This is a genomic window from Acetobacter sicerae (genome assembly GCF_011516765.1).
GTDB classification, from domain to species: domain Bacteria; phylum Pseudomonadota; class Alphaproteobacteria; order Acetobacterales; family Acetobacteraceae; genus Acetobacter; species Acetobacter sicerae.
Genome location: NZ_JAAABN010000007.1, coordinates 108,204 through 120,214, shown reverse-complemented (window position 1 = coordinate 120,214; position 12,011 = coordinate 108,204). Strand labels below are relative to the sequence as shown.

Sequence of the window (12,011 nt, the reverse complement as noted above, 5' to 3'; positions counted from 1 at the left end):
CGGCGATGACGTGCAGGATTTCAGAAAAACCGCTCATTGGAAAAACACCACGGTGGTGACGAACACGACCAGACCAACAAGCATGGTGAACGCATAGATCGCGATGGACCCGGTCTGCGTGCGCGTGGCGGAGACCGCCGTGCCGCGCGTCGCCTCGGCAAGACCGACGGGGATCTTCTCGATCACCCCCTCGTCCACGCCGTGCCACAGGGCGCGGGCAATGGCGCGGTAGGGCTTCACGAAGATCACGTCATACAGTTCGTCGAAATACCATTTGTTGAGCAGGAACTGGTAAACCGGGCGGAAGGACGTGGCGATCTGCTCCGGCAGTTCCGGCCTGGCGACATAGAGGACATAAGCCAGAGCAATGCCCAGCAGACCGACAATGCTCGGCATCAGACCGATCAGCGTCGGAACATCCTCAAGCGAGGCCATGACCGTGTTGCCCGGCGCATTGAAAATCGCGCCTCCCCAGAACCCTTCCTGCTTGCCGCCGATATAGAACGGAGCCAGAACCGCACCGGCGATCAGTGCGCCGACCGACAGGATCAGCACCGGACCCAGCATGACGGCCGGGCTTTCATGCGCATGATCGAACGCATGCTGGTCACGCGGCTTGCCGTGGAACACGAGAAAGATCAGACGCCAGCTATACAGCGCCGTAATGAACGCCGTGACCGTGCCGAGGATCCAGCCATAGGTGCCCATGCCGGAATGGGAAACCCATGCCGCATTCAGGATGGCGTCCTTCGACCAGTAACCGGCGAAGGGGAACACGCCCGCCAGCGCCAGACTGCCGATCCACATCATGGCGTAGGTCACCGGAATTTTCTTCCACAGGCCGCCCATGCGGAACATGTCCTGCTCGTCGTGCATGGCGTGAATCACGCAGCCTGCGCCAAGGAACAGCATCGCCTTGAAGAAAGCGTGGGTCGTCAGATGGAAGACCGCCGCCTGATAAGCTCCCACACCGATGGCCATGAACATGTAGCCAAGCTGCGAGCAGGTGGAATAGGCGATCGTGCGCTTGATGTCTGGCTGCACCAGACCGACCGTCGCCGCGAAGAAGCAGGTCGTGGCACCGATCAGCACGATGAAGATCCGTGTGTCAGGCGCGAACTCGACCAGCGGCGACATGCGCGCCATCAGGAAGACACCCGCCGTGACCATGGTGGCGGCGTGGATCAGCGCTGACACAGGCGTCGGGCCTTCCATCGCGTCCGGCAGCCAGGTGTGCAGGAACAGCTGAGCCGACTTGCCCATCGCGCCGATGAACAGCAGCGTGGCGATCACCTCAAGCACGGAATGGGTCGAACCGAACAGGTAATAACCCGTCTGGACGTGATCCGGGACCGTGGCGAAGATGTCGTCATACTGAACCGTACCGAACACCACGAAGATCAGGCCGATACCGACGAGGAAGAACAGGTCGGCAATGCGGTTGACCACGAAAGCCTTGATCGCGGCGGCGCAGGCGCTCGGCTTCTGATACCAGTAGCCGATCAGCAGGTAACTCGCGAGACCGACGCCTTCCCAGCCGAAGAAAAGCTGGATCAGGTCGTTGGACGTGACCAACATCAGCATGGCGAAGGTGAACAGCGAAAGATAGGAGAAGAACCGGTAACGCGGCATCGTCTCATGCGACATGTAGCCGATGCTGTAGATGTGCACGAGCGTTGAGACGGTCAGCACCATCGCCACCATGGTGGCGGACAGCGTATCGAACCGAAGCGCCCAGTTCACATGGAAGGAACCGGCGTCAACCCAGTGCGCCAGCAGGGCCACGCTGGGCATCCCGCCGCCGACCATGCCGCCGAGCAGCGCGCCATAGCTGCATACCGTGGCGATGAGCATGCACAGGACCGTCACGGCCTGCGCCGCGCCGTCACCGATGCGACGTCCGAACAGTCCCGCGATAGCCGAACCGCACAGCGGCGCCAGTGTCGCGACCGAAAAGAGGATGAGTGCTGCCTGCATGGTGCTCAGCCCTTCATCGTCGCAACGTCCTCGACCTGAATCGAGCCACGGTTGCGGAAATAGACAGTGAGGATGGCCAGCCCGATCGCGGCTTCAGCGGCCGCGATGGTCAGGACGAACAGCGTCAGCACCTGCCCCGAGAGATCGCCCAGCACGGAGGAAAACGCCACCAGATTGAGGTTGGCGGCCAGCAGGATCAACTCCATCGACATCATGATGATGATGATGTTCTTCCGGTTGAGGAAGATGCCGAACACGCCGAGCACCAGCAGCGCCGCGCTGACCGTCAGGTAGGGACCGAGCCCGATCTGGGCGATTGCCGTGTTCATTCTGCGTCTCCTTCACCCGGCTCGCGTTTTTCGGCGGCAGGGACTCCGTAAGAGCCCGGAACGGCTGTCACGTAATAGGAATCGTTGGGGCGGATGAAACCGCCGTTGGCATCCGTGCCCTGCCCCAGCGGCAGGTTCATCATCTCCAGCGTGTCGGCGCGCTTGCGCTCATGCTGGCGGGAGATGATCTGACGACGGCCCATCGGGCGGTCACGCAGGGTCAGGGTGATCGCGCCGATCATGGCGACGAGCAGCACGAGACCGCAAAGCTGGAACAGCAGGATGTAGTGCGTGTAGATCAGGTTGCCGAGCGCGCCGGTGTTGGTCGCAGCGCCTCCGGGCTGGCCGAGGCCGCCCGTAATTGGCGCAGGCATGACCGGGGACATGCCCCAGTGCAGGCCCGCCATCACCAGTTCGACGAACAGGATGCAGCCGACAACGCCGCCGATGGGCGCGTAACGCTGCAAGCCTTCCCGCATTTTGGTGAAGTCGATGTCGAGCATCATCACCACGAACAGGAACAGCACGGCGACCGCGCCGACATAGACGATCACCAGGATCATCGCGAGGAACTCGGCCCCGGCAACCAGAAACAGACCCGCCGCGTTGAAGAACGCAAGGATCAGGAACAGAACCGAATGGACCGGATTGCGTGCGCTGATCACCATGGCGGCTGAGCCGACCAGAATGGTGGCGAACACATAAAAGACGAGCTGGACCATCAGACACAGCCTCCCCTGCGACAGGCGGCGGACACGGCGACAGACATAGCGTGGGGCCGATCAGCGATAAGGCGCATCAAGCTCGAGCCTCCGTGCCAGCACGCTCTCCCAGCGGTCGCCGTTCGAGAGCAGCTTTTCCTTGTTGTACATGAGCTCTTCACGGGTCTCCGTGGCGAACTCGTAGTTCGGTCCCTCGACGATGGCGTCCACCGGACAGGCTTCCTCGCACAGGCCGCAATAGATGCACTTCGTCATGTCGATGTCGTAGCGCGTGGTGCGGCGGGAGCCGTCGTCACGCGGCTCGGCCTCGATGACGATCGCCTCCGCCGGGCAGGTCGCCTCGCACAGTTTGCAGGCGATGCAGCGTTCCTCGCCATTCGGGTAGCGGCGCAGCGCGTGCTCACCACGGAAACGCGGAGAAAGCGGTCCCTTTTCATAAGGGTAGTTGATGGTGACTTTCGGCTTGAACATCGTCCTGAATGTCGCGGCCATGCCGGAGACGATTTCAGTAAGCAGAAAAGCCTTCAGCGCACGATCCATGCCAGCCATCAGCTTACTCCCTGCGGCAGAAGACCCGTTGCAAGCAGGAACCCGGCGGTCGCGATCATCCAGAGCAGCGAGAATGGCAGGAACACTTTCCAGCCAAGGCGCATGAGCTGGTCATAACGGAAACGGGGGAACGTTGCACGGGTCCAGATAAAGACGAAAAGACAGAACAGGATCTTGGCGATCAGCCAGAGCGGCCCCGGAATCCATGTCAGCGGCGCGATGCCGAGCGGCGGCAGCCAGCCACCAAGGAACAGGATGCTGACCATGCCGGACATGAGGATCATGTTGGCATATTCGCCAAGGAAGAAGAGGCCGAAGGAGAGCGAGGAATATTCGACGAAGAAGCCCGCCACCAGCTCGCTCTCGCCTTCGGGAAGATCGAATGGCGCGCGGTTCGTCTCGGCCAGCGCCGAGATGAAGAACAGGATGAACATCGGGAACATCGGCACGCAGAACCAGACATGACGCTGCGCCAGCACGATATCGTTGAGGTTCAGACTCCCGACCGCGAGCAGTACGGAGACGATCACCAGACCGATGGAGACTTCGTAGGACACCATCTGCGCGGCGGACCGAAGACTGCCGAGAAAGGCGTATTTGGAGTTCGACGCCCAGCCCGCGATGAGCATGCCGTAAACACCGAGCGAGGAAATCGCCAGCAGGTAGAGAATGCCGACATTGATGTTGGCGACCGCCAGCCCGTTGCCCGTCGGGATGACCGCCCAGGCCGTCATGGCCAGCGAGAACGTCAGAAACGGCGCGAACAGGAACAGGAAGCGGTTGGCCCCGGCGGGGATGATCGTTTCCTTGGTGATCATCTTGATCGCGTCGGCGAAAGCCTGAAGCAGACCGAAAATGCCGTTCACGTTCGGACCACGACGCAACTGCATCGCCGCCATCACCTTGCGCTCCATGAGCGTCAGGTAAGCCACGCCGATCAGCAGCGGCACGAGAACCGCCAGAGTTTCCAGCACCATGAGGATGAGCTGGCCGGCAAGCGTATGGAAGAAAAAGTCAGCCACGTTCCTACTCCGCCGCTACAGCCACACTCGGCGCGTAGACTTCCGCGCACTCGACCATGGTCGGACTGGACCGGCTGATCGGGTTTGTCAGGTAATAACTCCGGGAGGACGCCAGAAGCGGTTTGGCCTGGATGGTGTCGACGCCGGGCTCTTCCGCCGTTTCTCCTGCTGCCGAGGACACGCCGAGTTGAAGTCGCTCACGCAACGCTTCGATCGTGTCGTAAGGCAGCTTCGCGCCAAGAACTTCTGACGCGGCGCGGATGATTTTCCAGTCTTCCTTCGCCTCGCCCGGTGGAAAGACGGCCTGAAAGCTGCGCTGGATACGACCTTCGGTGTTCACCCATGTGCCTGATTTCTCGGTGTAGGCCGAACCCGGCAGGATCACGTCGGCACGGGCCGCGCCCGCATCACCATGATGGCCCTGATAGATCACGAAGGTTTCCGGGCTGATGGCGTTCACGGAGAACTCGTCCGCGCCCAGAAGCCACAACACATCGACGCCGCTGCTCAGCATTCCGCGCAGACTGCGTCCCCCGTTGCGTGGCACAAAGCCGAGATCGAGCGCCGCAACACGCGACGCCGCCGTGTGCAGGATGTTCAGACCGTTCCACCCGTCCGTCAGCGCGCCAACCGATTCCGCCAGAGCGCGACAGGCTTTCAGAATGGCGCCGGAATCTTCACGGGTCAGCGCCTCCTGCCCGACGATGATCATCGGTTTCTTGGCGGCTTTAAGCTTTTCGACAAATTCGACATTGCCGCTCAGCAGACCGTTCACCGAGACCGGATTGCTGCCCAGATCCTCGTAAGCCCATGTCGGATCGGACGACAGCGTGCCAATGACACCGATCGGCAGACCGCCACGTCCCAGTGACAGATAGCGCTTGCGGATGCGGGCGTTCAGAACCGGCGCATCCAGACGCGGGTTGGCCCCGACCACAAGGATCGCGTCCGCCTCGTCAATGCCAACAATGCCGCTTACGAATGTATAACGCGAACGATCCGACAGATCGTATTTCGCGCCATCCTGACGGCAGTCGAGGTTCAGCGAACCCAGTGACCACATCAGGTCACGCAGCGCCATGATGCTCTCGGCGTCGCACAGGTCGCCGACAATCGCGCCGATCCGGCTGCCCTGCACGCCCTCAAGCCGTTTGGCGATGGCGACGAAAGCATCCTGCCAACTCGCCGGGTGCAGCTTGCCGTGCACGCGCACCCACGGACGATCGAGACGACGACGCTTCAGACCATCGACAGAGAAACGGCCCTTGTCGGACAGCCATTCCTCGTTCACCTCGTCATTCACGCGGGGAACAATGCGTTTCACCTCGCCGCCACGCGCCTGAATCTGGATGTTGGTGCCGACCGCATCCATCACGTCGATGGCGTCGGTCTTCCGCAGTTCCCACGGACGGGCCTGAAAGGCGGATGGCTTGGAAGTCAGAGCGCCGACCGGACAGATGTCGATCAGGTTGCCGGACAGTTCCGACGTCAACGCCTTCTCGACATAGGTGGTGATCTCAAGGTTCTCACCACGCGAAATGCCACCCAGTTCCGGCGTACCCGCCACTTCCGCACTGAAACGGACACAACGCGTGCACTGGATGCAGCGTGTCATCACGGTTTTCACCAGCGGACCGAGATTTTTGTCGGTGACCGCCCGCTTTTCCTCATGATAGCGGGAAATACCGCTACCGTAGCCGTACGCCTGATCCTGTAGATCGCACTCGCCGCCCTGATCGCAGATCGGACAGTCGAGCGGATGGTTGATAAGCAGGAACTCCATCACCGCCCGGCGCGCCTTGCGGACCGTTTCCGTGTCCGTGAAGATCTGCATGCCCTCGTTTACAGGGAAGCCACACGAGGCGACCGGTTTCGGGGCCCGTGCGACCTCAACGAGGCACATGCGGCAGTTACCCGCGACCGACAGGCGCTCATGATAGCAGAAACGCGGAATTTCCTTGCCCGCCGCCTCGCACGCCTGAAGCGCGGAGGAACCGGGAGCGACATCGACCGGTGTGCCGTCAACAATGACTCTGACCATCAGCCTTACTCCGCCGCAATCGCTGCAACAGGCGTGCCCGCAGGCACCTGCACCTGCTGGGAGCCGCCATGCCGCCGCTTGTAGTCACGGATGCGCTCTTCCATGAGCGGACGGAAATGCCGGATCAGTCCCTGAATGGGCCATGCCGCCGCATCGCCGAGCGCGCAGATCGTGTGACCCTCGACCTGCCGGGTGACCTGCTCCAGCATGTCGATTTCCTCGATTTCGGCGCGTCCTTCGACCATGCGGTTCATGACGCGCATCATCCAGCCGGTGCCTTCACGACAGGGCGTGCACTGGCCGCAGCTTTCATGTTTGAAGAACTGCGAGAACCGGGCGATCGCCTTGATGATGTCGGTGGATTTGTCCATCACGATCATGCAGCCCGTGCCGAGACCGGATCGCTCCGCCCTCAGGCTGTCATAGTCCATCAGCACCGTCTCGCAGATGTCTTTCGGCAGCAGCGGCACCGAGCAGCCGCCCGGAATGACCGCCAGCAGATTGTCCCATCCGCCGCGCACGCCGCCGCCATGCTTCTCGATGATTTCCTTCATCGGCACGCCGAGTTCTTCCTCGAACACGCACGGCGTATTCACATGACCGGAAATGGCCATCAACTTGGTGCCCGCATTGTTCGGACGACCGAGACCGGAGAACCACGCCGCACCACGACGCAGGATCGTGGAAGCCGAGGCAATAGACTCGACATTGTTCACCGTCGTCGGGCAGCCATACAGACCCGCGCCAGCCGGGAACGGCGGCTTCATACGCGGCTGGCCCTTCTTGCCTTCGAGGCTTTCGAGCAGAGCCGTTTCCTCACCGCAGATATAAGCGCCTGCGCCGCGATGCAGATAGAAATCGAAATCCCAGCCTGTGCCCGCAGCGTTCTTGCCGAGCAGTCCGGCTTCATACGCTTCATCAATGGCGATCTGGAGATGGCGCGCTTCGTTGTAGAACTCGCCGCGCACATAGATGTAGGACGCGTGCGCCCCCATCGCGAAGGAGGCGATCAGAGCGCTCTCGATCAGCTTGTGCGGCTCGTGACGCAGGATCTCGCGATCCTTGCAGGTGCCCGGCTCGGACTCATCGCCGTTGATGACAAGATAGCGTGGCGCGGGTCCATCACCTTTCGGCATGAAGGACCACTTCACACCGGTCGGGAAGCCTGCCCCACCACGCCCACGCAGGGCGGACGCCTTCATCTCGTTGACGATCCAGTCGCGGCCTTTGTCGGTGATCGCTTTCGTATCGTTCCAGTCACCACGGGCGCGGGCCCCAGCCAGTCGCCAGTCATTCTGGCCATACAGGTTGGTGTAGATCCGGTCCTTATCGCTCAGCATTGTCGCAGATCTCCCTCAACCCTGACCGGAACCGGTCTCTTCGAGCAGCACCCGGCGGCCGCCCTCCGGCTCCGCGCCATGACGCCCGTTGGTCGGACCCGGCTCCGGATATTCGCCGCGCTTCAGCGCCTCGATCAGCGTTTCCGTGCGGGGACCATCGAGATCCTCGAAAAAATCGTTATCCACCTGAAGAATTGGCGCATTGGAGCAGGCCCCAAGGCACTCGACTTCGCTCAGCGTGAACAGCCCGTCTTCGCTGGTCTCACCGATGTTATGAATGCCGGTCGCCTTCTTGCAGGCTGACAGCACATCGTCCGATCCTCGCAGCCAGCAGGATGTTGTCGTGCAGACCTGAAGGTGATACTTCCCGATCGGCTTCGTGTTGAACATGAAGTAGAAGGTCGCGACCTCGTAGATACGGATCGGCGCGACTTCCAGCTTCCGGGCCACGGCGTCCATCGCCACGGTCGGCACCCAGGCGCTGCCGGTCTGCCGTTTCATCTGGTTCTGCGCGACGTAGAGCAGCGGCAGAGCCCCGCTCGCCTTCCGCTCGGGCGGATACTTGGCGAGGATCGTTGCGATTTCGCCTTCGCTGATCTCATCAAATTCGAAGTGATCAGGCTGCACGTTTGTGACAGTGCTCATCGGTCCACCTCACCAAAGACGAGATCCAGCGAGCCGATGATCGCCACGGCATCAGCCAGCATGCCTCGTCGAGAGAGTTCATCAATCGCCTGCAGATGCGCGAAACCGGTCGGTCTGATCTTGCAGCGATACGGACGATTGCTTCCGTCAGCCACGAGATAGACACCGAATTCACCCTTCGGCGTTTCGACCGCCGTGTAGGTCGCGCCCGGCGGCACATGATAACTCTCGGTAAACAGTTTGAAGTGATGGATCAGGGCTTCCATCGACCGCTTCATCTCGGCACGCGGCGGCGGTGAAAACTTGGGGTCCTGCACCTTGATCGCGCCAGGTTTGATCTGCGCCAGACTCTGCTTGATGATCTTCACGCTCTCGCGCATTTCGGCCACGCGAACGAGATAGCGATCATAACAATCGCCATGCCGCGCCACGGGAATTTCGAAATCGACCTTGTCGTAATTGTCATACGGCTGGGAACGACGCAGATCCCACGGCACGCCGGAGCCACGCAGGCAGGGCCCGCTCCAGCCCCATGCCAAAGCCTGCTCGCTGGTGAACACGCCGATACCTACAGTCCGCTGCTTCCAGATGCGGTTTTCCGTCAGCAGACTTTCGAGATCATCAATCCATGCGGGGAATTCTTCGGCCCACGCTGCGATTTTCTCTTCCATGCCGGCCGGCATGTCGCGTGCGACACCACCGGGGCGGAAATAGTTGGCATGGAAACGTGCGCCGGAAACAGCCTCATGAAACTCAAGCAGCTTTTCGCGCTCTTCATAGCCCCAGAGCGCAGGCGTCACCGCACCGCAGTCGAGCCCCATCGCTGTGAGGTTGAGGATATGGTTCAGGATGCGGGTGATTTCCGCGAAGATCACACGGATCCACTTGGCGCGATCCGGCGCTTCGATACCCAGAAGCTTCTCGGTGGCCAGCGCGAAAGCGTGCTCCTCGCACATCGGAGAAGCGTAATCGAGCCGGTCAAAATACGGCAGCGCCTTGGGATAGGTCTTGTATTCGATCAGCTTTTCCGTACCGCGATGCAGCAGCCCGATATGCGGCACGGCACGCGCGACAACCTCGCCTTCCATCTCCAGCACAAGACGCAGAACGCCATGCGCTGATGGATGCTGGGGGCCGAAATTCAGCGCATGGCTGTCGATCTCGACCGTCCGACGCTCCACTTCCTCCTCTGCTACCGGCTCCGACAGCAGGGTCTCAGGCAGCGGACCTTCACCAAGACTGTCATGCAGACCGAGAAGGTTTTCGTCCTGTTTCAGGGCCTCTGTCATGCTCCGGCTCCTGTTACTGTATCTTTTTCATGATCTGACGCAGTTCATGCGCCCGCTCGTCACCCGGCAGCGTCAGCACGCCTTCCCAGGGAGACACGAAATCAAAGTCACGGAAATCCTGCGTCAGTGTGACCGGCTCACGCACAATCTGACGACGCTCCGGATCGTAGCGAACCTCAGTGTAACCGGTCAGCGGGAAATCCTTGCGGAGCGGATGTCCTTCAAAGCCGTAATCACTGAGAATACGACGAAGATCAGGCTGACCCGAGAACAGCACGCCATACATGTCGTAGCACTCACGCTCCCACCATGTGGCGCAGGGCCAGATCTGATGCACGGACTCCACCGGGGTCAGTTCATCCGTTGTCACGATCACCCGGACACGATGGTTCAGGCTCACGGACAGAAGATTGTAGACCACATCGAACCGTTCGGCGCGTTGAGGGAAATCAACCCCGCACAGGTCCATGAGCTGCTCGAACCGGAACCGCGGATCATCACGCAGAAGCATCATCAGCGGGATCAGACGGTCACGATCCGCCCGCACCACAAGCTCCCCACCTTCAATGGCGGCGGAAGAGATACCCGGTAACGACGTTGATAGCGTGAAGGCCAGAAAGGAGAGGCAGGAATTACCTCTGGCGACGGGTGCAGTGGATTGATCAGCCACGGAGAATCGTCCCTGTCCGACGGATTTTCTTTTGGAGCAGCATGATGCCGTAGATCAGCGCCTCGGCCGTCGGCGGACAGCCCGGCACATAGACGTCAACCGGCACGACGCGATCACAGCCGCGGACAACCGAATAGGAATAATGGTAGTAGCCGCCGCCATTGGCGCAGGAGCCCATCGAGATCACCCAGCGCGGCTCGGCCATCTGGTCGTAAACGCGCCGCAGGGCCGGAGCCATCTTGTTGGTGAGCGTTCCAGCGACGATCATAACGTCGGACTGACGCGGCGAACCACGCGGAATGATGCCCATCCGGTCAAGATCGTAACGCGGCATGTAGGCGTGGATCATTTCCACAGCACAGCAGGCCAGACCGAACGTCATCGGCCAGAGGCTTCCGGTCCTGCCCCAGTTCACGAGCTTGTCGAGACTGGCGACGACAAAGCCTTTCTCGCTGATCTCACCCGTGATGCCACGGACGATGGCGTCCTGCTCCGGTCCAGCCGGAACCGCATCCCGGTTCCAGACGATATTGGCGTCCGAACCCACAGCATTATCACCGCTCATTGCGCGTTCTCCACCTTCACTGCCGTTACAGCCACGTCCGTCAGCATCACAGATCAATCCCAGTCCAGCGCGCCCTTGCGCCACTCATAAAGGAACCCGATCCCCAGCACGCCAAGGAATCCCATCATCGACAGGAAGCCATAAAGACCGATCCGCGACAGGCTGACCGCCCACGGAAACAGGAAGGCCACTTCCAGATCGAAGATGATGAACAGGATCGAAACGAGATAGAAACGGACATCAAAACGACGGCGCGCATCGTCGAATGCTTCGAAACCGCACTCATAGGCTGTCAGTTTTTCCGCATACGGCTTCTGGTGCCCACACACGAGAGACGCGCCCAGCATGGCCCCTGCGATCACCACGGCGAGAATGCCGAAAATGAGAACCGGCAGATAATCGTTGATCACCGACGGCATCATGCCCTCCGTAATGATTTTCCGTTTCCACATCCGGGCCTTGCGGCTCGAACCGTGAGATAATGCGGCCAAACTATGCCCGGAATGTTCCTGTGGCCACCCTCATACCAACGCGACTCAGAAACTTTCCCGTGAGGAGTTCAGTATAATGAACACCATTCATCGAAATGAATTTCATTTCGGGAATGGCTCATTCAAATCATATTCCTGCTGTCCGGCGAATGATCTGACCCCTATCTATATACAAATAAATATAGACATATACGTCAGACGCGGGGCCAGACATCCGCTGGCGACATGCGTTCGACGCAACAGGGATGCCAGTCTGGAACAGGCTGTCATTACAGGACTAAATTTTAAGGAAAATGGTGGGCGATGACGGGATCGAACCGCCGACCCTCTCGGTGTAAACGAGATGCTCTACCGCTAAGCTAATCGCCCGT

General features: G+C 60.5%; 12 protein-coding genes and 1 tRNA gene. All 13 read right to left on the bottom strand.

The window, feature by feature from the left end; translation table 11 throughout:
- Nucleotides 1-33 precede the first annotated feature (33 nt).
- Nucleotides 34-1,977: an NADH-quinone oxidoreductase subunit L gene (gene nuoL, locus GVI59_RS09725; protein WP_173574079.1), complete on the bottom strand. Its 1,944-nt coding sequence runs from the start codon at nucleotides 1,975-1,977 to the stop codon at nucleotides 34-36.
- Between the two features lie 5 nt (nucleotides 1,978-1,982).
- A complete protein-coding gene (nuoK, locus tag GVI59_RS09720; RefSeq protein ID WP_149026452.1) occupies nucleotides 1,983-2,306 on the bottom strand; it encodes an NADH-quinone oxidoreductase subunit NuoK in 324 nt (107 codons plus the stop codon).
- Entirely contained in the window at nucleotides 2,303-3,028 is a 726-nt protein-coding gene (locus tag GVI59_RS09715; protein ID WP_173574078.1) for an NADH-quinone oxidoreductase subunit J, read from the bottom strand. Before GVI59_RS09715 ends, nuoK begins: the two co-directional genes overlap by 4 nt.
- Nucleotides 3,029-3,088: 60 nt before the next feature.
- Complete coding sequence (gene nuoI / locus GVI59_RS09710; RefSeq protein ID WP_173574077.1) at nucleotides 3,089-3,577, bottom strand: NADH-quinone oxidoreductase subunit NuoI; 489 nt, start codon at nucleotides 3,575-3,577, stop codon at nucleotides 3,089-3,091.
- Nucleotides 3,577-4,599, bottom strand: coding sequence for an NADH-quinone oxidoreductase subunit NuoH (nuoH, locus tag GVI59_RS09705; protein ID WP_173574076.1), 1,023 nt, complete (start codon nucleotides 4,597-4,599; stop codon nucleotides 3,577-3,579). The genes nuoI and nuoH overlap by 1 nt, the downstream gene beginning before the upstream one ends.
- 4 nt (nucleotides 4,600-4,603) lie before the next feature.
- Nucleotides 4,604-6,640: an NADH-quinone oxidoreductase subunit NuoG gene (gene nuoG / locus GVI59_RS09700; RefSeq protein WP_173574075.1), complete on the bottom strand. Its 2,037-nt coding sequence runs from the start codon at nucleotides 6,638-6,640 to the stop codon at nucleotides 4,604-4,606.
- Nucleotides 6,641-6,645: 5 nt separating this feature from the next.
- On the bottom strand, nucleotides 6,646-7,980 hold the full coding sequence (gene nuoF, locus GVI59_RS09695) for an NADH-quinone oxidoreductase subunit NuoF (protein WP_173574074.1): 1,335 nt from the start codon (nucleotides 7,978-7,980) through the stop codon (nucleotides 6,646-6,648).
- Nucleotides 7,981-7,995: 15 nt separating this feature from the next.
- Complete coding sequence (locus GVI59_RS09690) at nucleotides 7,996-8,625, bottom strand: complex I 24 kDa subunit family protein (RefSeq protein ID WP_173574073.1); 630 nt, start codon at nucleotides 8,623-8,625, stop codon at nucleotides 7,996-7,998.
- Entirely contained in the window at nucleotides 8,622-9,914 is a 1,293-nt protein-coding gene (locus GVI59_RS09685; RefSeq protein ID WP_242013043.1) for an NADH-quinone oxidoreductase subunit D, read from the bottom strand. Before GVI59_RS09685 ends, GVI59_RS09690 begins: the two co-directional genes overlap by 4 nt.
- A gap of 13 nt (nucleotides 9,915-9,927) precedes the next feature.
- The gene (locus tag GVI59_RS09680) at nucleotides 9,928-10,584 is read right to left on the bottom strand and encodes an NADH-quinone oxidoreductase subunit C (protein ID WP_173574072.1); all 657 of its coding nucleotides are present in this window, start codon (nucleotides 10,582-10,584) and stop codon (nucleotides 9,928-9,930) included.
- The gene (locus GVI59_RS09675; protein ID WP_010668904.1) at nucleotides 10,577-11,149 is read right to left on the bottom strand and encodes a NuoB/complex I 20 kDa subunit family protein; all 573 of its coding nucleotides are present in this window, start codon (nucleotides 11,147-11,149) and stop codon (nucleotides 10,577-10,579) included. The genes GVI59_RS09680 and GVI59_RS09675 overlap by 8 nt, the downstream gene beginning before the upstream one ends.
- A gap of 53 nt (nucleotides 11,150-11,202) precedes the next feature.
- Nucleotides 11,203-11,568, bottom strand: a complete 366-nt coding sequence (locus tag GVI59_RS09670) for an NADH-quinone oxidoreductase subunit A (RefSeq protein ID WP_077814404.1) — start codon at nucleotides 11,566-11,568, stop codon at nucleotides 11,203-11,205.
- A 366-nt stretch (nucleotides 11,569-11,934) separates the two neighbouring features.
- Nucleotides 11,935-12,009: transfer RNA gene (locus tag GVI59_RS09665), tRNA-Val, on the bottom strand.
- Between the last annotated feature and the right edge of the window lie 2 nt (nucleotides 12,010-12,011).